This is a genomic window from Rhizobium sp. BK275 (genome assembly GCF_014193555.1).
Classification (GTDB): Bacteria; Pseudomonadota; Alphaproteobacteria; order Rhizobiales; family Rhizobiaceae; genus Rhizobium.
On sequence record NZ_JACHZL010000004.1, the window covers coordinates 412,920 to 432,470 of the forward strand.

The window sequence follows — 19,551 nt, forward strand, 5'->3', positions numbered from 1 at the left end:
GTTTCAGTCGTGCTTGTGATGATGGCCGTGGTCGTGTCCATGCTCGTGGTCATGGTCGTGATGATCGTGCCCATGCTCGTGGCTGTGTCCGTGAGAATGGTGTTCGTGGTCATGATGGTCATGCCCGTGCGAATGCCCGCCATGGGAATGATAGGCGCCGCGTGCCGGCTGGAAGGGCTCGTTGATGTCGAGCACCATCGCGCCCAGTCCCTGCAGCATGGTGCGGATGACATGGTCGCGCAGGATCAGGATGCGATCCTCTTCGATCTGCGCAGAAAGATGGCGGTTGCCGAGATGCCAGGCGAGTTCGATCAGATGCGCGCGGTCGCGGCCGCGCACTTCGAACAGCTTTTCATCGGCAGCAAGGATTTCGATCAGCTCGCCATCCTCGCGCACCAGCATGTCGCCATTGGCGAAAAGCACCGGCTCCTTGAGATCGAGCATCACCATCTCACCGTTCTCCAGATGCAGGAGCTTGCGGCGCAGGTGCCGCAGATCATGCGGCAGCTTGACCTGTGCGGTCGGGTGAGAGGAAGGGGTGCCGGCGGGAAGATAAGAGGTGACGCGCTGCATGACATATCCGTTAAACTGGGACGTAGACCATGCAAAATAGCCCTTCGCGATGCAAGCACCAATGCACGTTTCGTAAATGCTCCGTCGGAAAAGACCCTAAATTCCGGATGCCTGCAACAGGCTCACCTCATTGGGTCCAATACCCTGCACACCAAGCCCGTTTTCGACGAGGCCATGCCAGGCATGATTCAGCCCTTCCCGCTCGTGAACGACGCGATTGCGGCCGAGCGCCTTGGCGAGATAGAGCGCCTTGTCGGCAGAGGCATAGACCGCCTCCTTGTCGCGTCCCTCGTGGAAATCGGCAATGCCGCCCGATATCGTGATGGTAACCTCATGCCCGTCCGCCGGAATCGGCCGCGCGGCAACCTGTGCCCTCACCCCTTCGATGCGCGCCACCCGTTCCGCCGGCGTCCCGCCATGAACGACGACACCGAACTCCTCACCACCGAGCCGCGCTACGACCGACGCGCCATCGAAAGCCGCGGAAAGCATGGCTGAGACGGCAGTGATGACAGCATCTCCGCAGCCATGGCCGAAACGATCGTTGATCGCCTTGAAACGATCGACGTCGAAAATGGCGAGACAGGCATCCCCCTCCACTTTCTCCAGAGCATCGGTGAAAGCGCGTCGGTTCAACAGCCCGGACAGCGTATCGGTGCGGCTGAGCTTTTCGAACTTGGCACGCGAAACGGTCAGGTCATGAATGGCGAAGCCTGCAACGAGCGACAGCACGCCCGACACCATTCCACCGATCAGCCAGGAAAGGAGGATGGCGAAGACCATGGCATGCCCGAGGGTGATCGGCAGCATTCCCATTAAGTCGAGCGGAGGCAGCGTTATCAGGATGATGAAGCCGGACAGGATAACCGCCAGAAAACTCATCTTCAGCGCAAAAGTATAAACGGTTCTGCGATGCTCGAAACTGCCTAGTTCAGCCTGAAGCGATATCCAATTTTCCATGAGAATCGACCTTCCTGCTCAGCGTTTCCTGGGCATTGATAGGGTCGCAATTGCTGCGGGGGTCTTAATCCAATCGCTAAAATTCGAGTGATTTCAGGGGATTCAGTCAATCTGTTTTTTCTAGCAGGAGGTGCAACTTTTCGAGACAGGAATTATCATTATGAGAAACAAACATAAGCTATTGATTTTAATGTGACTTTATAGAGTACAATCAAGGTCTGTTTCAGAATGGTCTATGGCTGAAAAACCACAGTCTATCTCCTGATTTTCACAACCCTCTGGAGAGTGATGTTCAGATTTCACTTTAAGGGCCGCAACGCGGGGCGGCGCCTCAAAAAGACAAGGGCCAAAACGGAAAATAACGCGGCGTCATCAGCAGCGCCAAAGTTGCGGAACACCGATTATACTTCAATTAAAGAGGAGAAGTGAAAGCGCCAAAGGTTGCGGCAGCGGGTTCCAGAAACCGCTTCGCAAGCCGCCTTTGCGCAATGCAGCCGCAGTCCATGTGTTGCAGCCGAGCAGCGCGTTGAAATAGCCCTTCGCCTCGAAGAACCTGTCATAGGTGCCATATGCCCGGTCCCCAATCGGCAGCACCACTCCATTCTCCCGGATGAAGCTGTCGTTGACAAATCCGAGCAATTGCTCGAAGCGCCCGCCATTGACATTGAGAACCGTCACGGCCGGATGGGTTTCGGAGATGTCCCCGGCAATATCGACATGCATCACCGATCTGTCGATCGTCAACGCGCGAAATACCGGCATCGGCTTCAGGTCAGCCCAGGTCGGCGTCTCCAGATAGAAGGAACGGCCGCCCCATCCGAAAATCAGCCATTGGGCGGCAGGATCGCTCACCGGAATGCCGGCATCTTCAAGAAAGGAAAATGACGCCCGAAGCCGATCATCGAGCGGGATCGCAATATCCGTATGGATCGGACCTGAAAGCAGCAGAATGCGCTGCGAGGTTGCCGTTTCGGGAGAAGCTTCGGCTGCCACGAGCAGCGGCCTCGGAATGAAAGTGCCACCCGCTACCAACAATAAAAGCAGCGCGATTGCTCGTATCAGCCATCGCGCTGCCAGCTTCAAACCGCCCACAGATGAAACGGCCTCAGAACAGGAAGTAACGCTGCGCCATCGGCAGCACCGTTGCCGGTTCGCAGGTCAGCAACTCGCCATTTGCCCGCACCTCGTAGGTTTCCGGATCGACCTCGATTTCAGGTGTCAGGTCATTGTGGATCATCGACGCCTTGGAAATGCCGCCGCGGGTGTTCTTGACGGCAACGAGATCCTTGGCGACACCGATACGACCCTTGATACCGGCATCGAGCGAGGCCTGCGAAACGAAGGTGACCGAGGAGTTCGTCAGGCTCTTGCCGAAGGAGGCAAACATCGGCCGGTAATGCACCGGCTGCGGAGTCGGGATCGAAGCGTTCGGATCGCCCATCGGAGCCGCCGCGATGGAACCGCCGAGCAGCACCATATCCGGTTTCACGCCGAAGAAGGCCGGGTTCCATAGGACGAGGTCGGCACGCTTGCCGACTTCGATGGAGCCGATCTCATGCGACAGGCCATGCGCGATCGCCGGGTTGATCGTGTATTTAGCAACATAGCGGCGGACGCGGAAATTGTCGTTGTCGCCCTTTTCTTCCTTCAGACTGCCGCGCTGGCGCTTCATCTTGTCGGCCGTCTGCCAGGTGCGGATCAGCACTTCGCCGACACGGCCCATGGCCTGGCTGTCGGACGAGATGATCGAGAAGGCGCCAATATCGTGCAGGATGTCTTCGGCCGCGATCGTCTCTTTGCGGATACGGCTTTCGGCAAAGGCGATATCTTCGGGGATCGACGACGAGAGGTGATGGCAGACCATCAACATGTCCAGATGCTCGGCGATGGTGTTGACCGTATAGGGCCGCGTCGGATTGGTAGATGACGGAATGACGTTCGGCTGGCCGCAAATCTTGATGATGTCGGGTGCGTGACCGCCACCCGCACCTTCCGTGTGGAAGGCATGGATGGTGCGGCCCTTGATGGCGCCGATCGTATCTTCCACGAAACCGCTCTCGTTCAGCGTATCCGTATGGATCATCACCTGCACGTCATAGTCGTCGGCAACCGACAGGCAGCAGTCGATGGCGCCTGGTGTCGTGCCCCAGTCCTCGTGCAGCTTCAGCGAGGTCGCACCGGCAAGCACCATTTCCTGCAGCGCGCCCGGCAGCGACGCATTGCCTTTGCCGGCAAAGGCAAGGTTCATCGGGAAGGCATCGGCAGCCTCGATCATGCGCGCAATGTGCCAGGGGCCGGGCGTGCAGGTCGTCGCCAAGGTGCCATGTGCCGGCCCTGTGCCGCCGCCGAGCATGCAGGTCACGCCGCTCATCAGCGCTTCCTCGATCTGCTGCGGGGCGATGAAATGGATGTGGCTGTCCATGCCGCCGGCCGTCACGATCTTGCCTTCTCCGGCAATCGCTTCCGTACCGGGACCGACGATGATGTTGACGCCGGGCTGCATATCCGGATTGCCGGCCTTGCCGATCGCAGCGATACGACCGTCCTTCAGGCCGATATCGGCCTTGTAGATGCCGGTGTGGTCGATGATGACGGCATTGGTGATAACGGTATCGACCGCCCCACCTGCCCGCGTCACCTGACTCTGGCCCATACCGTCACGGATGACCTTTCCGCCGCCGAACTTCACCTCCTCGCCATAGGTGGTGAAATCCTTTTCGATCTCGATGAAAAGCTCCGTATCGGCAAGGCGGACCTTGTCGCCGGTGGTCGGACCGAACATGCGGGCATAAGCCGCGCGGGAGATCTTGTAGGGCATCTATCAGGCTCCTTGGGAGGAAGAGACGAGCGGTTTTCCGGCAAGCCGCGTGAGGCGGCCGGCTGCAATATAGGAGTCGACGAGCTGCTTCTCGGCGGCAAAGGGATGCCACTCCCAGCCAACATGGCCGAAGCCCGCGAGCGTCACTTCGTCATCGGGAAATCTGTCGAGCACTTCGCCGATCACGATCATGCCGCTGCTCGGCACGACATAAGGCGCCGGCGATAAAGCCGACAGCGCCTGATCGACGGCGTCATGAATCCGTTTGTCAACGACCCGATGCTCCTTGCCAGCTTGCATGCAGAAGTCGCTGAATTGGTTGGTGTAATCGTCGCAGAAATCATCGAGTTCGGGATGGGAAACGGCAAGCGGCGCGCGCATCGCCTCGAATTTTGCTGGATCGCGCACACTCCAGATTTCCGAGGCTTCGACAACACCGGGATGGATGCGCCAGCTCTCGGATCCGAGCATGGCCTTGGCAGGGCGGCCGGTATTGCACACGGCCACCACATCGGTGCGTGCGCCTCCGGCGCCATAGGAGCGGCATTCGTTGAAGCGGATGACGAAATCGGCAGCGTCGATGATCTCCGCCCCTCCCTCTCCCACTTCACCGTTGCCGACGATCATGATTGTCCTGCCCACCTTATTGGCCCGTTCCTTCGGAGAGCTCCTTGAGCTCTTTGGTTCTGAGGTCCGTCAGATCGGCAAGGCAACCTGCTACCAGCATCGGCTCCATCGTGCCGCCGCGGGCCTGGAAGCCGTAGTTTTCGCACTGGGCGTCGCGATAGGTGATCCAGGCGCGCTGCGCCTTGAGCAGCGCCTGCTCGGCGCCCTTCATGTCGGCATCGAGGTCCTTGTCGATCGCCACCATGGCAGCGCGCGTCTTCTTGTATTGGGCATTGAGCCCCTTGTCGGCCTCATCGTAACGCGCCTGCGCGCAGCTGGTCATATCAGCCTGTGTCTGCGCATTGTCGCAGTCCACGTCCTCGGCATGGGCAACACCGGTGGCAAACAGCATCACAACTGCACCGATGATCCCTATCTTCAAGCGCATGAATGTCCTCCCGTCATTTTCTTTTGATTAGAGCCGGCCCATGACGAGCTGGCGGAAGCCATAGACCTCACGGTTGCCGGAGAGCGGTATGAGCGTCACCGAACGGGTCTGGCCAGGCTCGAAGCGCACCGCCGTACCCGAGGGAATATCGAGCCGCATGCCACGCGCCTTGTCGCGATCGAAGGACAGGCCGGCATTGGTCTCTGCAAAATGATAGTGGCTGCCGACCTGTACGGGACGGTCGCCGGTATTGGAGACCTCGAGCGTCACAGTCGGCGCGCCGGCATTGAGCTCGATCTCGCCGCCTGCAGCAATGATTTCGCCAGGGATCATCTATCTCTCCTTAAGCCGCCTTGGGCGCGCAGCCCTCGGCCTTCAAGACACGCTTGGTGGAAGCCGGATATTTCTCGAGCTTCGACGCAGGCCGGATCGGCCTGACAACGAGATTGCCGCCGCAATTCGGGCACTCGCCCTTCAGCACCTCGACACAATCCGCACAGAAGGTGCACTCGAACGTGCAGATCATCGCCTCGGCGCTATCGGGTGGCAGGTCCTTATCGCAGCATTCGCAATTGGGTCGAAGCTCCAGCATGGCGTACTCCTCAGCGGATCGGTTCGTGCACGGTCACAAGCTTCGTTCCATCAGGGAATGTCGCCTCGACCTGTACATCATGGATCATCTCGGCAATGCCCTCCATAACCTGGTCGCGGCTGATCACATGGGCGCCGGCCTCCATCAGTTCGGCGACCGGGCGGCCATCACGCGCGCCCTCGACGACGAAATCGCTGATAAGGGCAATGGCTTCCGGATAGTTCAGCTTGACGCCGCGCTCCAGCCGTCGGCGCGCTACCACGGCGGCCATGGAAATCAACAGCTTGTCTTTTTCTCTCGGGGTGAGGTTCATTGTCTATCCGCTTATTGAACTCATAGATTCCAGACTTTCGGCACAGGCGCTCCATTGCGCAAGGCGGAAATGACAGGGATGAGGATTTTTCTGAGCGCAAAGCCATCGGCTGCGGCAAGGCGCACGACGATCTTGTCGCTCCAGGCGCTTGCCCCACCCATATGCCCGTCCACCAGCGGCCGGACCTTGGCAAGATAAGCTTCCGACATCGGCCCGGCATAAAGCACCGTCGCAAAAGCCACCTGCCCGCCAAGCACAGCCTGCTCTGCCGCCAGCAGCGCAACGGCATCGGAAAGGCGCAGCTCCTCGGCATGAACAAGTTGGCCCGAGCGGCGGATGCGCCAGCGATCGCGAAACAGCCCCGTCTCCATCGTCTCGCCCATGGCTGTGCGACCGAGCAGGATGGCTTCGACGGCAAGGAACTCCGCGCTGTCGTCGAGATCGACATCCAGACGGCGAAACAGCGAGGCGCGATCGAAAAGAATGGTCTCCTGCGGCAGCCAGTCGACGCGGGCACCCGGCCCGACCTCGATCTGCGTCGTCACCTCTGCCGTGCCGGCCGATGCCTTGTAGATCTTCTCGCAGGCCTGCGTCGTCACATCGATGCGCGTACCCGCCCCCGCCGATACGCTCCAGTTCATCCGGTCGCCGCCGGTCAGCCCGCCGGCCGTGTTGATAATAACAGCCTCCATCGAGGCATCAAATGTATCCGGCAGACGGATCTTTGCCGCACCTTCCTGATAAAGCTCGCGGATTCGCGTACGCCCATCCTGCACCTTGGCAGCAAGATGCCCGCGTCCTTCCGCTCTCTGCGGTCTCGTGATGCCCGCCGCCGCGCCTGTCATGCCACCCCCGTGCAGATGCCATCCTGTCTGGCATCTTGCGTTGAATGTGTCTGTTGACTGCAACAAAGCAAGTCCCATGCCGCTTTCCGAAAGCCCGTACCCCCACGGGCCATAAGGATGGCGCGGAAGGCATCTGCCGCAAAATGCGGCAGATGCCAGCGTGTTGGCCAGAAAGATCATACGGTTAGATGGCGGCGCGCTTCCGGCGTGTCCAGCGTCTCGGCAAGACCTTCGTGAACGATCTCGCCGCGATCCATGATGTACACATAGTCGGCAAGCTCGCGGCAGAAATCGAGATACTGTTCGACCAGCAGGATCGCCATGCCGGTGGAATCACGCAGGTAACGGATCGCCCGGCCGATATCCTTGATGATAGAAGGCTGAATACCTTCGGTCGGCTCGTCGAGCACAAGGATTTTCGGCCGCGTGACCATCGCCCGGCCGATCGCCAACTGCTGCTGCTGCCCGCCCGAAAGATCGCCGCCGCGACGCGACAACATCGACTTCAGCACCGGGAAGAGACTGAAGATATCGTCGGGGATGTTGCGGTCGCGGCGGCCAAGCGGAGCAAAGCCGGTCTCGAGGTTTTCCTTGACGGTCAGCAGTGGGAATATTTCACGCCCCTGCGGCACATAGCCGATGCCCTGCTTGGCGCGGGCAAAGGGCGGCAGGCCGTTGAGCTTCGCATCGTTGAACGTGATGGTTCCCGCCGATATCGGGTGCTGGCCTGTGACGGCGCGCAAGAGCGAACTCTTGCCGACACCGTTACGCCCGAGCACGCAGGTGATCTTGCCCATCTCGGCCTTGATCGAGATGCCGCGCAGCGCCTGTGCAGCACCATAATGAAGATTTGCATTTTCAACGGTCAGCATCTCAGCGCCCCAGATAGTTCTCGATCACTTTCGGATCGTTGCTGACGAAATCGATGGATCCTTCCGCCAGCACCGAACCTTCCGCAAGGCAGGTTACCTTCACGCCGAGATCGCGAATGAAACCCATATCGTGCTCCACGACGACGACCGACCGTGTCTTGGCGATATCCTTGAGCAGGATCGCTGTCTCCGCCGTCTCGGCATCGGTCATGCCCGCTACCGGTTCGTCGACGAGCAGGAGCTTCGGCTCCTGCGCCAGCAGCATGCCGATCTCCAGCCACTGTTTCTGCCCATGCGACAGGTTGGCGGCGAACTCATCGCGGCGATGCGTCAGCCGCACCGTCTCCAGGATTTCCTCGATACGGTCCTTGTCCTCGCCGGACAACCGATAGAACAAAGTCGAGAATACCGTGCGCCGGCGATTCAGCGCCAGTTCGAGATTGTCCCAGACCGTATGGCTTTCGAAGACCGTCGGCTTCTGGAATTTCCGGCCGATGCCGAGCTGGGCAATATCGGCCTCGTCTCTCTTGGTCAGGTCGATATTGCCATTGAAAAAGACCTCGCCTTCATCCGGCCGGGTCTTGCCGGTGATGATATCCATCATCGTCGTCTTGCCGGCGCCGTTCGGGCCGATGATCGCTCTCAGTTCACCCGGTTCAATGACGATAGAGAGCGAGTTCAGCGCCTTGAAACCATCGAAGGAGACTGAGACACCATTGAGATAGAGCACGCTGTTGGGTTTGACGTCGGGGATCATGGGTCTACTCCGCAGCCTGGATTTTTGCGTCGACGCCTTCTTCGGCAGCGGCCGGCGGCACGCCGTTGGATACAGGCTTCCGCTTGCCGAGATATTGGGCGATCGTGCCGACAATGCCCTTCGGCAGAAGCAGCGTGACAAGCACGAAAAGACCGCCGAGCGCAAACAGCCAGTAATCGGGGAAGAGGCCGGTAAAGATCGTCTTGCCGCCGTTGACGAGGATCGCGCCGATGATCGGCCCGATCAGCGTCGCCCGCCCGCCGACAGCCGTCCAGATGACGACTTCGATGGAGTTGGCCGGCGCAAATTCGCCGGGATTGATGATGCCGACCTGCGGCACGTAGAGCGCGCCGGCAATGCCCGCCATCATCGCTGAGACGACGAAGGTGAAGAGCTTGAAATGCTCGACACGATAGCCGAGGAAGCGCGTGCGGCTTTCCGCATCACGCACGCCGACCAGTACCTTGCCAAATTTCGACCGCACGATCGCCGAGGCAATCATCAGCGAGAGTGCCAGGAAGATTGCGGTGGCTGCAAAGAGCGTGGCACGTGTGCCGTCCGCCTGCACGTTGAAACCAAGGATATCCTTGAAATCGGTCATGCCATTATTGCCGCCGAAGCCCATGTCGTTGCGGAAGAAGGCAAGCAGCAGCGCATAGGTCATGGCCTGCGTGATGATAGAGAGATACACGCCGTTGACGCGCGAGCGGAAGGCAAACCAGCCAAAGATGAAAGCGAGCAGACCAGGTACGAGCAGCACCATTAGTGCCGCAAACCAGAACTGGTCGAAGCCGTACCAGAACCACGGCAGTTCCTTCCAGTTCAGGAAGACCATGAAGTCAGGCAGGATAGGATCGCCATAGACGCCGCGCGGGCCGATCTGCCGCATCAGATACATGCCCATCGCATAACCGCCGAGCGCAAAGAAGGCGCCGTGGCCGAGCGAGAGAATGCCGCAGAAGCCCCAGACGAGATCGAGCGCCAGCGCCAAGAGCGCATAGGTCAGGTACTTGCCGAACAGCGCCATGATATAGGTCGGCACATGCAGCGGATTATCCGCCGCGGTCGCGAGGTTCAGCACCGGCACCAGAACCGCGATCACCAGCAGAATGGCGATAGCAATGGAGATCCGGCGATCGAGAGACCGGAGAAGGAAGGCCGTAATCATGCTTCCACCGCCCTTCCTTTGAGTGCGAAGAGCCCGCGCGGACGCTTCTGGATGAAGAGAATGATGAGGACGAGCACTAGGATCTTGCCGAGCACGGCACCGGCAAAGGGTTCGAGGAACTTGTTGACGACGCCGAGCGACAGAGCGCCGACGAGTGTGCCCCAGAGATTGCCGACGCCACCGAAGACCACGACCATGAAACTGTCGATGATGTAGCTCTGGCCGAGGTTCGGCGAGACGTTATCGATCTGCGAGAGCGCCACACCCGCCATGCCGGCAATGCCGGACCCAAGTGCGAAGGTAAATGCATCGACCCAGCCGGTGCGAATACCCATGGACGAAGCCATGCGCCGGTTCTGTGTGACCGCGCGCATCTGCAGGCCGAAGGCGGAGCGCTTCAAGAGCATCAGCAGCGTCACGAAAACCGCCATCGAGAAGACGATGATCCAGAGACGGTTCCAGGTGATCGACAACCCGCCGAGTTCGAAAGCACCCGACATCCAACTCGGATTGCGCACCTCGCGGTTGGTCGGGCCGAAGACCGTGCGCACCGCCTGCTGCAGGATCAGCGACACGCCCCAGGTGGCCAGCAGCGTTTCCAGCGGCCGGCCGTAGAGATAGCGGATGACGACGCGCTCGATGATGAGACCGACGAAACCGGTGAAGACGAAGGCGGCAGGCACGGCAAAGGCCAGCGAATAGTCGGCCATGCCGGGAAAATTCGCGGTGATATATTCCTGCACGACATAAGTCGTGTAGGCGCCGATCATCACCATCTCGCCATGCGCCATGTTGATGACGCCCATGACGCCGAAGGTGATGGCAAGGCCGATGGCAGCAAGCAGCAGCACCGAGCCGAGCGAAAGGCCGTACCAGATATTCTGGACGATATTCCAGAGAGCGAGGCTGCGGTTGATGGTCGAGATATGCGTCTGAATGGCAGGCCTGAGATCGTCGGGCGCGGTTGCCAACGCCGTACTGAGGATGGTCAGCGCATCGCGGCCGCCACGTGCGGCAACCGTATCGATCGCCTGCCTCTTCTCGTCGGCGCTCGCATCGCTCTTCAGCACCATGACGGCGCGCGCCGCTTCCATCGTGCTCTTGATCTCGCCATCCTTCTCATCCGCCAGCGCCGAATTCAGCAAATCGAGATTGGCGGGATCGGCATCCTTAAGGAGCCCCTGGGCGGCTGCAAGGCGGGCGCCGCGATCAGGGCTCAACAGCGTCATCTGGCTCATCAATGTGCCGATGAGCGTACGCACCGAATTGTTGATCCTGACCTTCGACATCGTGTCGGGATCGATATCTGCAACTGCTTCACCGGTGAGCGGATCGGAATAGGTCGGCTCGTCATCCGTGCCGCCCTGAACGAGGACGGGGCCTCCCGCGTCGGAATTGACGTAGAGAAGGCCATCGCTCAGTTGCTGCAATATCTGGCTGACATGCGCATCCTTGGAAGCGACGAGCGCCTTGATGGCCGCTTCGCGCTCCGGAAAACCGCCGACGCCGAGCGCATCGACAAGAGCGTGGACATCATCCTGAGCTTTGAGTCCTGCCGTCACGCCGGCAAGCGCCAGCCCCGAAAACGCGAGGCAAACAGTCAAAAGAAAGATCTTGATGGCGCGATACATCGGCTTTCCCGCCTAAATTATCGTAGCAACCGCTGGGGACGAAGCTTCCGCCCGGATCTGAAATCCGGACGGAAGTCTTAGTGGCTCATGTCGAACGGGCTAACTCAGGAACCCTTGCCGCCGCACTTGCCGGTGGCAACGTTGAAGTTGCCGCAGTTCATCGGCTTGCGCCAATCGGAGATCAGATCCTTGGAGTCCGGCAGGAAGTCGGACCATTCGTCGCCGACGACCGCGGGGGTCTGCTGAACGATTTCGAACTGGCCGTCGGCCTGGATTTCACCGATCAGCACCGGCTTGGTGATGTGGTGGTTCGGCATGACGGTCGCGGTGCCGCCGGAGAGGTTCGGAACAGAGACGCCGATGATGTGGTCGAGAACCGCATCCGTATCGGTCGTGCCGGCAGCTTGGACGGCCTTAACCCAGGCGTTGAAGCCGATATAGGCAGCTTCCATCGGGTCGTTGGTCACACGCTTGTCGTTCTTTGTGTAAGCATGCCATTCCTTGATGAACTTCTTGTTGATCGGCATATCGACCGATTCGAAGTAATTCCAGGCGGCGAGATGGCCGACAAGCGGCTTGGTGTCGAGACCGGCAAGCTCTTCTTCGCCGACCGAGAAGGCGACGACAGGGATATCGGTCGCCTTGATGCCCTGGTTGCCGAGTTCCTTGTAGAAAGGAACGTTGGCGTCACCGTTGATGGTGGAGACGACGGCCGTCTTCTTGCCGGCCGAACCGAATTCCTTGATCTTGGAAACTTCCGTTTGCCAGTCGGAGAAGCCGAACGGCGTGTAGTTGATGAGGATGTCTTCCTTCGGAATGCCCTTGGATTCCAGATAGGCTTCCAGGATCTTGTTGGTCGTGCGCGGGTAGACATAGTCGGTGCCTTCGAGCACGAAGCGCTTTACGCCTTCGGTGTTCATCAGGTAGTCGACGGCCGGGATCGCCTGCTGGTTCGGAGCAGCACCCGTGTAGAAGATGTTGCGCGAGGATTCTTCACCCTCGTATTGGACCGGGTAGAAGAGCAGCGAGTTCAGCTCTTCGAAAACAGGCAGGACCGACTTGCGCGAAGAGGAGGTCCAGCAACCGAAGACGGCGGCAACTTTGTCCTTTTCGATCAGCTCGCGGGCCTTTTCGGCGAAGAGCGGCCAGTCGGAAGCCGGGTCGACGACGACGGCTTCGAGCTTCTTGCCGAGGAGACCGCCCTTCTTGTTCTGCTCGTCGATGAGCATCAGCATGGCGTCTTTCAGCGTCGTTTCGGAAATCGCCATCGTGCCGGACAGCGAGTGCAGAACGCCGACCTTGATCGTGTCGTCGGCAGCAACCGCGCCGTGGAAGGCGGCCGATGCGGCAATGACCGCGCCGAGTGCTGCGCCCGTAATAGTGGATTTGAGATTCATCTGGTTGAACTCCCCTCTTCTTGTTCCGCAACAGGGCCGGAAACGGAGATTAACTGTTGCTTAAAGAACTATCGGGTGCTGCAACGCAAAAACACATACGCAAAATGACGTAGGCGGCAGGGGCAAACGGGCAGGTAAAGACAAGACGGGGCATCCCGCGGAGAGGACGCCCTGCCAGTTCGATATTATCCGCCGATCGTCAAGGTGACCGACGTCGGGCCGTAGGAAAGGGTCGCCTTGTGGCCGGAGATGGTGAACTTGTCGAAGATGCCGGTGACGGCTCTTGCCTTCAGGATCTCGATCTTCGTTCCGGGCGCCGGGGCGTAGCCTGGGGCAAGTGTGACGTCGAGAGCGCCGGAGAGTACCGCATTGCCCGCGATGACCAGCGTGCCCGCACCGTCAGCACCGAGCGTCGGCTTCGCCACGGTATTGGCGAGCTGCTGATAATCACCGCCCACAGTCAGGGGCTTATCGGCCGCCAGGACGAGAGAGCCGCCGTTCACGGACAGTCCGCCGGTGCCAAGGGCCGAGGGCGAGCCTGCCACCAGCGCGCCTTCTTCCAGCACCGTGCCGCCGGTATAGCTGTTAGCGCCGGAAAGGCCGAGAATGCCGCTGCCGCGCTTCGCCAGTTTGCCCTTGCCGCCGATATCGTTGCGCCAAGTATCAATCGCGTTGAAGCCGCCCTTTGCGGCATCCATCGTCACGATCACGTCCTGATCGAAGGCGCCGTAGCCGTCTGCCGCGGCAAACAGGTTGAGGCGGCCATAGCCCTCAGCATCATCGAGCAGCGGATAGCCCGAGGCGATCTCCGTCGTGCCAAGCACGTCGCGGCGCTGCTCGCCGTCGAGATAGGGCAGACGCGTTTCGAGAAGCGCTTCGGCCCCCTGCGGCACGCGGGCCGGCTGGTCGGTCCCATGGATGGTGGGCAGGCCGTAGCTCAGGCGCTGCAGCACGTAAGCGCGGTTGGCGTCATGATCAGCGAAACGGTCTGCGGCGAGCGGCGCTGCATGAGCCACGACTTCGAGCGCGCCCGCATCCGCAACGCCTGATTTGGCAATGAGCCATAACTGCGCTTGGGTGTAAGCATCGCTCTTCAGCGCGGCGTTGTCGGCCTTGTTCAGATTATAGACGACCGTGGCGGTGCCGAGCATGCGGCCACCCATGACGTCGAGCGGCGAATGCATGCCGGCAAGGATACGATCTTCGCCCAGTTCGCTGGCGCGCGTGATCATCTCCTGAAAGCGCTGCGGTACGAGATAGGCCATGGCGAGCGCATCCCGCCAGGCTTCCGCCGTATGCCCGCTCGGGAAGCCGCCGTCCTCGACCGGCTTGCCGCTCTTGGCGGGCTCCAGCGTCGGGACGACCGATACCTCCTGGCTCCAGCGGTAGGGACGGCCATATTTGAAATAACGCTTGGCGGGCTCCGTCGAACCGTCACCGCTTGCGGCGTTGATGAAGTCGATGGCAAGGCCCATGTCCGGATTGGCGTCGGTCTTGTTTTCCGCGTCCGGCTTGCTGCCGGCGCCGCGATTGTTGCCCTTGTCGTCGTATTTGACCGTCGTCGCATCGGCCGCGACTTCGGTAATCGTCGTGGTCTGCTTGGAGCCGGCCTTCCAGGCATCGGTCAGCGGACCAAGGCCATCGACGATGCTGGCATTCTTGCCGCGGCGATCGTCGAGATAAGCGGCAACCGCCTGATCGTCCGTCCGCGCCTTCGTCGCCTTGACGACATAGGCGATATTGGCGTCATGGACGAGTTTGTTGACGACCTGGCCGTCGGTCTTGCTGAAGGGAATGCCGTCCCAATCCGTTTTGGCAACCGCGGGGCAATTGTCCTTGGCTGGGGCCTCTACGCCGGCATCGACGAATGGCGTGCGCGGCGTCCATACGTCGAGGAAGCCGGAGAGAAGATGGACGGCGGCATTGGTGTCCACTGTCGAGAAGCACGCGTCGCCGCGCTTGTTGGTGTTTCCGGCCTCCACATAAGGCGCTTTCGCCGCCGTGGCCTGCTCGGCGGCGGCAAGCGATGGCACAATCGAAAGAAGGCAGACGAGCGCGGTGCTCAGGCGGCAAAGGCTTGGAACAGACATGGTGATACCCGAGATGGTTGAACGGACGGCGGGAGAGTTAGAGCGCTTATGTGACAGACCGGTTTCAAAAATATTGCCGTTCTGTGAATCTGCCGGCGTTCCGCCTCTTGCCTTTCCCGCCCATCCCGCCAAAAGTGGCTCGGAGACGATAAGCTGACCGGAACGCCGGAAAGAGGGCATGACAGCGCGCCAACGCATCATTCCGGTGAGACGCGAATATAATCGCTGGGTCGCCAACCAAACGCTTGAAGACTACGCGCTGCGCTTTACAGCCAAGAGCGCCCGGCGCTTCTCCTCCCAACGCATCTCGCAGACAGCGATCGGCGCCATCTCCTTCCTGGCTCTCGAAGCGATCGGCGGCGCGATTACGCTCTCCTATGGCACGACCAACGCCTTCTTCGCCATCATCGTCGCCTCCATCGCCATGCTCGCGATCGGCCTGCCGATCAGCCGCTATGCCATTCGCCACGGCGTCGATATCGACCTGCTGACGCGCGGCGCGAGCTTCGGTTACATCGGCTCGACGATCACCTCGCTGATCTATGCAAGCTTCACCTTCATGCTGTTTGCAATCGAAGCCTCGATCATGTCTGGCGCGCTGGAGTTGACGCTCGGCATTCCCTTGTGGATCGGCTACATCATCAGCGCCGTCATGGTGATCCCGCTCGTCACGCACGGCGTGCGCCTCATCAGCAAGTTCCAGCTGATGACCCAGCCCTTTTGGATCGTCCTCAATATCCTGCCCTTCATCTTCATCGCCCTGATGGATTGGCAGCAATTCGATGTCTGGCGCGCTTTTGCGGGCATCCGCCATGCCTCCGGCCCGCCCGGCACGGTCGCAGATTTCAATCTTGTGGAATTCGGCGCGGCCTCCGCCGTCATCCTCGCGCTCATGTCGCAGATCGGCGAACAAGCGGACTTCCTGCGCTTCCTGCCGCCGGACCCGCAGCGCAAATGGCGCCACCGCCTCGCCGTTTTCCTCGCCGGTCCCGGCTGGGTCATCATCGGCGCACCGAAACTGCTGGCCGGCTCATTTCTAGTCGTGCTGACTTTCACATCCGGCGTGCCAGTCGACCGTGCCGCCGACCCGGCACAGATGTACCTGACTGCCTTCGGCTATATGATCCCCTGGCATAATGCCGCCCTGCTCTTGATGGCAGCCTTCGTGGTGGTCTCGCAGTTGAAGATCAACGTCATGAACGCCTATGCCGGCTCGCTCGCCTGGTCGAACTTCTTCTCGCGCCTGACGCACAGCCATCCCGGCCGCGTCATCTGGCTGGTCTTCAACGTGGCGATCGCGCTGCTTCTGATGGAACTCGGCATCTACCGGCTGCTCGAGGAAACACTCGGCATCTTCTCGATCATCGCCATGGCCTGGCTCTGCACCATCTCGGCCGATCTCTTCATCAACAAGCCGCTCGGCCTTGCCCCGCCCGGTATCGAGTTCAAGCGCGCCCATCTCTACGACATCAACCCGGTCGGCCTCGGCGCCATGACACTGTCGGCCGGCCTCGCGCTCATCGCCCATTTCGGCACCTTCGGCTCGATCGCAGCTTCGCTTGCCCCTTACATCACGCTGGTGATCGCGCTGATCGCCTCACCCACCCTCGCCTGGGCGACCAAAGGCAAGTTCTATCTCGCCCGCAAGCCGCGCCATGCCTGGAAGAACCTGACCACTATCAACTGCTCCGTCTGCGAACATCCCTTCGAGCCTGAAGATATGGCCTGGTGCCCAGCCTATGCCGCGCCGATCTGCTCGCTCTGCTGCTCGCTCGACAGCCGTTGCCACGACATGTGCAAGCCGAACGCCCGCCTCAACGCGCAGGTCGGCGCCGTCGCAAAGACCCTGCTGCCGGAAACCATCGTCCAGAAACTGACGACCCGCCTTGGCCGCTATGGCATTGCCGTGGCACTGGCACTGACGGCCGTCGGCGCGATCCTTGCGATGATCGCCCATCAGGTGGCCTCGGCTTCGCCGGAGACCGCCGAAGTCGTCAACCGCACCATCCTGATCGTCTTCTTCGTCTTTTCGGTCATCGCCGGCATTGCCTGCTGGTTCTATGTGCTCGCCCATGACAGCCGTGTCGTCGCCGAGGAGGAATCCTCCCGCCAGAACACGCTTCTGCTCAAGGAAATCGCCGCTCACAAGAAGACCGACGCCGCGCTGCAGACCGCAAAGGAAACGGCCGAAGCCGCCAATCGCGCCAAGAGCCGCTACGTGGTGGGCTTGAGTCACGAACTGCGCACGCCGCTGAATGCCGTCCTCGGCTACGCCCAGATCCTCGAACGCGACGAGACCATCCCCGCCCCGCGTCAATCCTCCATCAAGGTCATCCGCCGCAGCGCCGAGCATCTGTCCGGCCTGATCGACGGCCTCTTGGATGTTTCGAAGATCGAAGCCGGCCGCCTGCAGGTCTATTCGAACGAGATCAACATCCAGGATTTCCTCGACCAGATCGTCGACATGTTCCGGCCGCAGGCGCAGGCGAAAGGCCTCACCTTCATCCACAACCGCTCGCAGGCTCTGCCGCAGTTCGTACGCACTGACGAGAAGCGGCTTCGCCAGATCCTCGTCAACCTGCTCTCCAATGCCATCAAATTCACCGACGATGGCAGCGTCACCTTCGATGTCGGCTACCGCAGCCAGGTCGCGACCTTCACCGTCTCCGACACCGGCCGTGGAATCGCCGAAAAGGATCTGACGCGCATTTACGAGCCCTTCCAGCGCGGTGAAGCAGAAAGCGTGCGGCCCATGCCCGGCCTCGGTCTTGGCCTGACCATTACCCGCCTTCTGACCAACACGCTCGGCGGCGAAATCGCGGTCGACAGCGAAAAGAACAAAGGCTCGACCTTCCGTGTCCGCCTCATGCTGTCGGCCGTGATGCGCCCTGCCGCTCCGCCGCAGGAAAAGAAGATCGTCGGCTATGACGGCCCGCGCCGCACGATCGTCGTCGTTGATGATAACGAGGATCATCGCGAGATGATGCGCGAAATCCTGGTCCCACTCGATTTCATCGTGCTCACGGCAGCAAGCGGCCTGGACTGCCTGACGCTCGTCGAAGGCATCGAGCCAGATCTCTTCCTCGTCGATATCTCTATGCCCGGCATGAACGGTTGGCAGCTCGTTTCCCGGCTGCGTGAGACGGGACGCGCCGCGCCGATCGTGATGCTGTCAGCCAATATCGGCGACGCAGCCGCTCACAGCGACAGCGACGACAGCCACAATGATGCGATCGGCAAGCCGGTCGATATCAAACAACTGCGCGATAAGCTCGCCCTGCATCTCGGCCTGAAGTGGCTCTATGCCGACGATCAGGCGCCGGCTCCGGCACCTGCAGCCATATCGCTGAAGAGCCCGGGGGCTGCACATGTGCAGGAACTGCTGCGGCTTGGCGAGATCGGCTACATCAGGGGCATAGAAGCCAAGCTCGCCGACCTTGCCAAAGTGGAGGCAAATCAGCCATTCACTGAGGAGCTCCGCTCCTATGTCGCCGCTTTCGATCTCGCCGGCTTCATGGATTTCCTGCACAAATTCGAAGAAAAGGGTGAAACCGTTGGCTGAGCTTCCTCGCGACATCGTTCTCTTGGTCGACGATTCGCCCGAAGCGCTCGGCTTTTTGACCGACGCGTTGGAGCAATCAGGCTTTTCCGTACTGATCGCCACATCAGGCTCGGCTGCGCTTAATATCGTTGAGCGCATCACTCCGGATCTTATCCTGCTCGATGCGGTCATGCCCTCGATGGACGGCTTCGAAACCTGCCGCAGGCTGAAGGCCAATGCCGCCGTCGCCCAGGTACCCGTCATCTTTATGACGGGGCTGACCGAAACCGAGCATGTCGTGCATGCCCTGGAATCGGGCGGAGTCGACTACCTGTCGAAACCGATCAACATCGATGAACTGCGCGCCCGCATTCGCGTTCACTTGCGCAATGCCCGCTCGGCCCAAAGCGCGCGCGTGGCACTCGATGCCGCCGGCCGTCATCTGCTGGCCGTGAAGGGAAATGGCGCGATCCATTGGTCCACGCCGCAGGCCACCCGCCTCGTCAATGCCGCCATGGGAAGCGACGATGGCATGGAGGTCGTCTCCCGCACGATCGGCGTCTGGATGAAGGAGCGTGACGTCGCCGCACGTGACGCCCTCATCTCCATCGCTCATGTCGGTCAGGCCGCTCTTCAGCTCGCCTTCCTCGGCGCCATCGGCCCCGACGAATACCTCTTCCGCCTGACGGCTGCCAACCAGCGCAGCGACGACGAAGTCCTGCGCCGGCATTTTTCGTTGACGCAGCGTGAATCCGAAGTGCTGATGTGGATCGCCAAGGGCAAGGCCAATCGCGATATCGGCGAAATTCTCGGCCTTTCGGCGCGCACAGTGAATAAGCACCTCGAACAGATCTATGTGAAGCTTGGCGTGGAAAACAGGGCATCCGCTGCCGTGAAGGCGGCGCATGTCTTGCATGAGATGTAGCAAATGAAGGGCAGC

General features: G+C 60.5%; 18 protein-coding genes. 2 read left to right on the plus strand and 16 right to left on the minus strand.

Annotated elements, in window-relative coordinates:
• Positions 1 to 3 precede the first annotated feature (3 nt).
• From ureE to FHT82_RS15595, 16 genes are all read right to left on the minus strand, one after another.
• Entirely contained in the window at positions 4 to 573 is a 570-nt protein-coding gene (gene ureE / locus FHT82_RS15520) for an urease accessory protein UreE (protein ID WP_183732214.1), read from the minus strand.
• A gap of 96 nt (positions 574 to 669) precedes the next feature.
• The gene (locus FHT82_RS15525) at positions 670 to 1,533 is read right to left on the minus strand and encodes a GGDEF domain-containing protein (RefSeq protein ID WP_183732216.1); all 864 of its coding nucleotides are present in this window, start codon (positions 1,531 to 1,533) and stop codon (positions 670 to 672) included.
• Positions 1,534 to 1,941: 408 nt separating this feature from the next.
• Entirely contained in the window at positions 1,942 to 2,616 is a 675-nt protein-coding gene (locus tag FHT82_RS15530; RefSeq protein WP_183732787.1) for a TIGR02117 family protein, read from the minus strand.
• 22 nt (positions 2,617 to 2,638) lie between these two features.
• On the minus strand, positions 2,639 to 4,351 hold the full coding sequence (gene ureC / locus FHT82_RS15535; protein WP_183732219.1) for an urease subunit alpha: 1,713 nt from the start codon (positions 4,349 to 4,351) through the stop codon (positions 2,639 to 2,641).
• Between the two features lie 3 nt (positions 4,352 to 4,354).
• Positions 4,355 to 4,978: a Urease operon accessory protein gene (locus FHT82_RS15540; RefSeq protein ID WP_183732790.1), complete on the minus strand. Its 624-nt coding sequence runs from the start codon at positions 4,976 to 4,978 to the stop codon at positions 4,355 to 4,357.
• Positions 4,979 to 4,994: 16 nt separating this feature from the next.
• Positions 4,995 to 5,405 (minus strand): lysozyme inhibitor LprI family protein, encoded by a 411-nt coding sequence (locus tag FHT82_RS15545; protein ID WP_183732221.1) that lies wholly within the window; start codon positions 5,403 to 5,405, stop codon positions 4,995 to 4,997.
• Between the two features lie 27 nt (positions 5,406 to 5,432).
• The gene (locus tag FHT82_RS15550; RefSeq protein WP_183732235.1) at positions 5,433 to 5,738 is read right to left on the minus strand and encodes an urease subunit beta; all 306 of its coding nucleotides are present in this window, start codon (positions 5,736 to 5,738) and stop codon (positions 5,433 to 5,435) included.
• A gap of 10 nt (positions 5,739 to 5,748) precedes the next feature.
• The gene (locus FHT82_RS15555) at positions 5,749 to 5,997 is read right to left on the minus strand and encodes a DUF1272 domain-containing protein (RefSeq protein WP_183732238.1); all 249 of its coding nucleotides are present in this window, start codon (positions 5,995 to 5,997) and stop codon (positions 5,749 to 5,751) included.
• A gap of 10 nt (positions 5,998 to 6,007) precedes the next feature.
• Positions 6,008 to 6,310, minus strand: coding sequence for an urease subunit gamma (locus FHT82_RS15560; protein ID WP_183732241.1), 303 nt, complete (start codon positions 6,308 to 6,310; stop codon positions 6,008 to 6,010).
• 20 nt (positions 6,311 to 6,330) lie between these two features.
• The gene (locus tag FHT82_RS15565; RefSeq protein ID WP_183732243.1) at positions 6,331 to 7,155 is read right to left on the minus strand and encodes an urease accessory protein UreD; all 825 of its coding nucleotides are present in this window, start codon (positions 7,153 to 7,155) and stop codon (positions 6,331 to 6,333) included.
• A gap of 176 nt (positions 7,156 to 7,331) precedes the next feature.
• Positions 7,332 to 8,027 (minus strand): urea ABC transporter ATP-binding subunit UrtE, encoded by a 696-nt coding sequence (urtE, locus tag FHT82_RS15570; RefSeq protein ID WP_007816041.1) that lies wholly within the window; start codon positions 8,025 to 8,027, stop codon positions 7,332 to 7,334.
• A 1-nt stretch (position 8,028) separates the two neighbouring features.
• Positions 8,029 to 8,784, minus strand: coding sequence for an urea ABC transporter ATP-binding protein UrtD (gene urtD, locus FHT82_RS15575; RefSeq protein WP_183732246.1), 756 nt, complete (start codon positions 8,782 to 8,784; stop codon positions 8,029 to 8,031).
• Between the two features lie 4 nt (positions 8,785 to 8,788).
• Positions 8,789 to 9,952: an urea ABC transporter permease subunit UrtC gene (gene urtC, locus FHT82_RS15580; protein WP_183732249.1), complete on the minus strand. Its 1,164-nt coding sequence runs from the start codon at positions 9,950 to 9,952 to the stop codon at positions 8,789 to 8,791.
• Positions 9,949 to 11,583, minus strand: coding sequence for an urea ABC transporter permease subunit UrtB (gene urtB / locus FHT82_RS15585; RefSeq protein WP_183732252.1), 1,635 nt, complete (start codon positions 11,581 to 11,583; stop codon positions 9,949 to 9,951). Before urtB ends, urtC begins: the two co-directional genes overlap by 4 nt.
• Positions 11,584 to 11,687: 104 nt before the next feature.
• Positions 11,688 to 12,980, minus strand: coding sequence for an urea ABC transporter substrate-binding protein (gene urtA, locus FHT82_RS15590; RefSeq protein WP_183732255.1), 1,293 nt, complete (start codon positions 12,978 to 12,980; stop codon positions 11,688 to 11,690).
• Between the two features lie 185 nt (positions 12,981 to 13,165).
• Positions 13,166 to 15,070 carry a phosphatase PAP2 family protein gene (locus FHT82_RS15595; RefSeq protein WP_183732258.1) on the minus strand — a complete coding sequence of 635 codons (1,905 nt, stop codon included), beginning with the start codon at positions 15,068 to 15,070 and terminating at the stop codon, positions 13,166 to 13,168.
• Between the two features lie 178 nt (positions 15,071 to 15,248).
• On the opposite strand from FHT82_RS15595, the gene FHT82_RS15600 reads away from it, so the two are divergent.
• Positions 15,249 to 18,632: an ATP-binding protein gene (locus FHT82_RS15600; RefSeq protein ID WP_183732261.1), complete on the plus strand. Its 3,384-nt coding sequence runs from the start codon at positions 15,249 to 15,251 to the stop codon at positions 18,630 to 18,632.
• Positions 18,625 to 19,536, plus strand: a complete 912-nt coding sequence (locus tag FHT82_RS15605; protein WP_183732264.1) for a response regulator transcription factor — start codon at positions 18,625 to 18,627, stop codon at positions 19,534 to 19,536. The genes FHT82_RS15600 and FHT82_RS15605 overlap by 8 nt, the downstream gene beginning before the upstream one ends.
• The last annotated feature ends 15 nt before the right edge of the window (positions 19,537 to 19,551 follow it).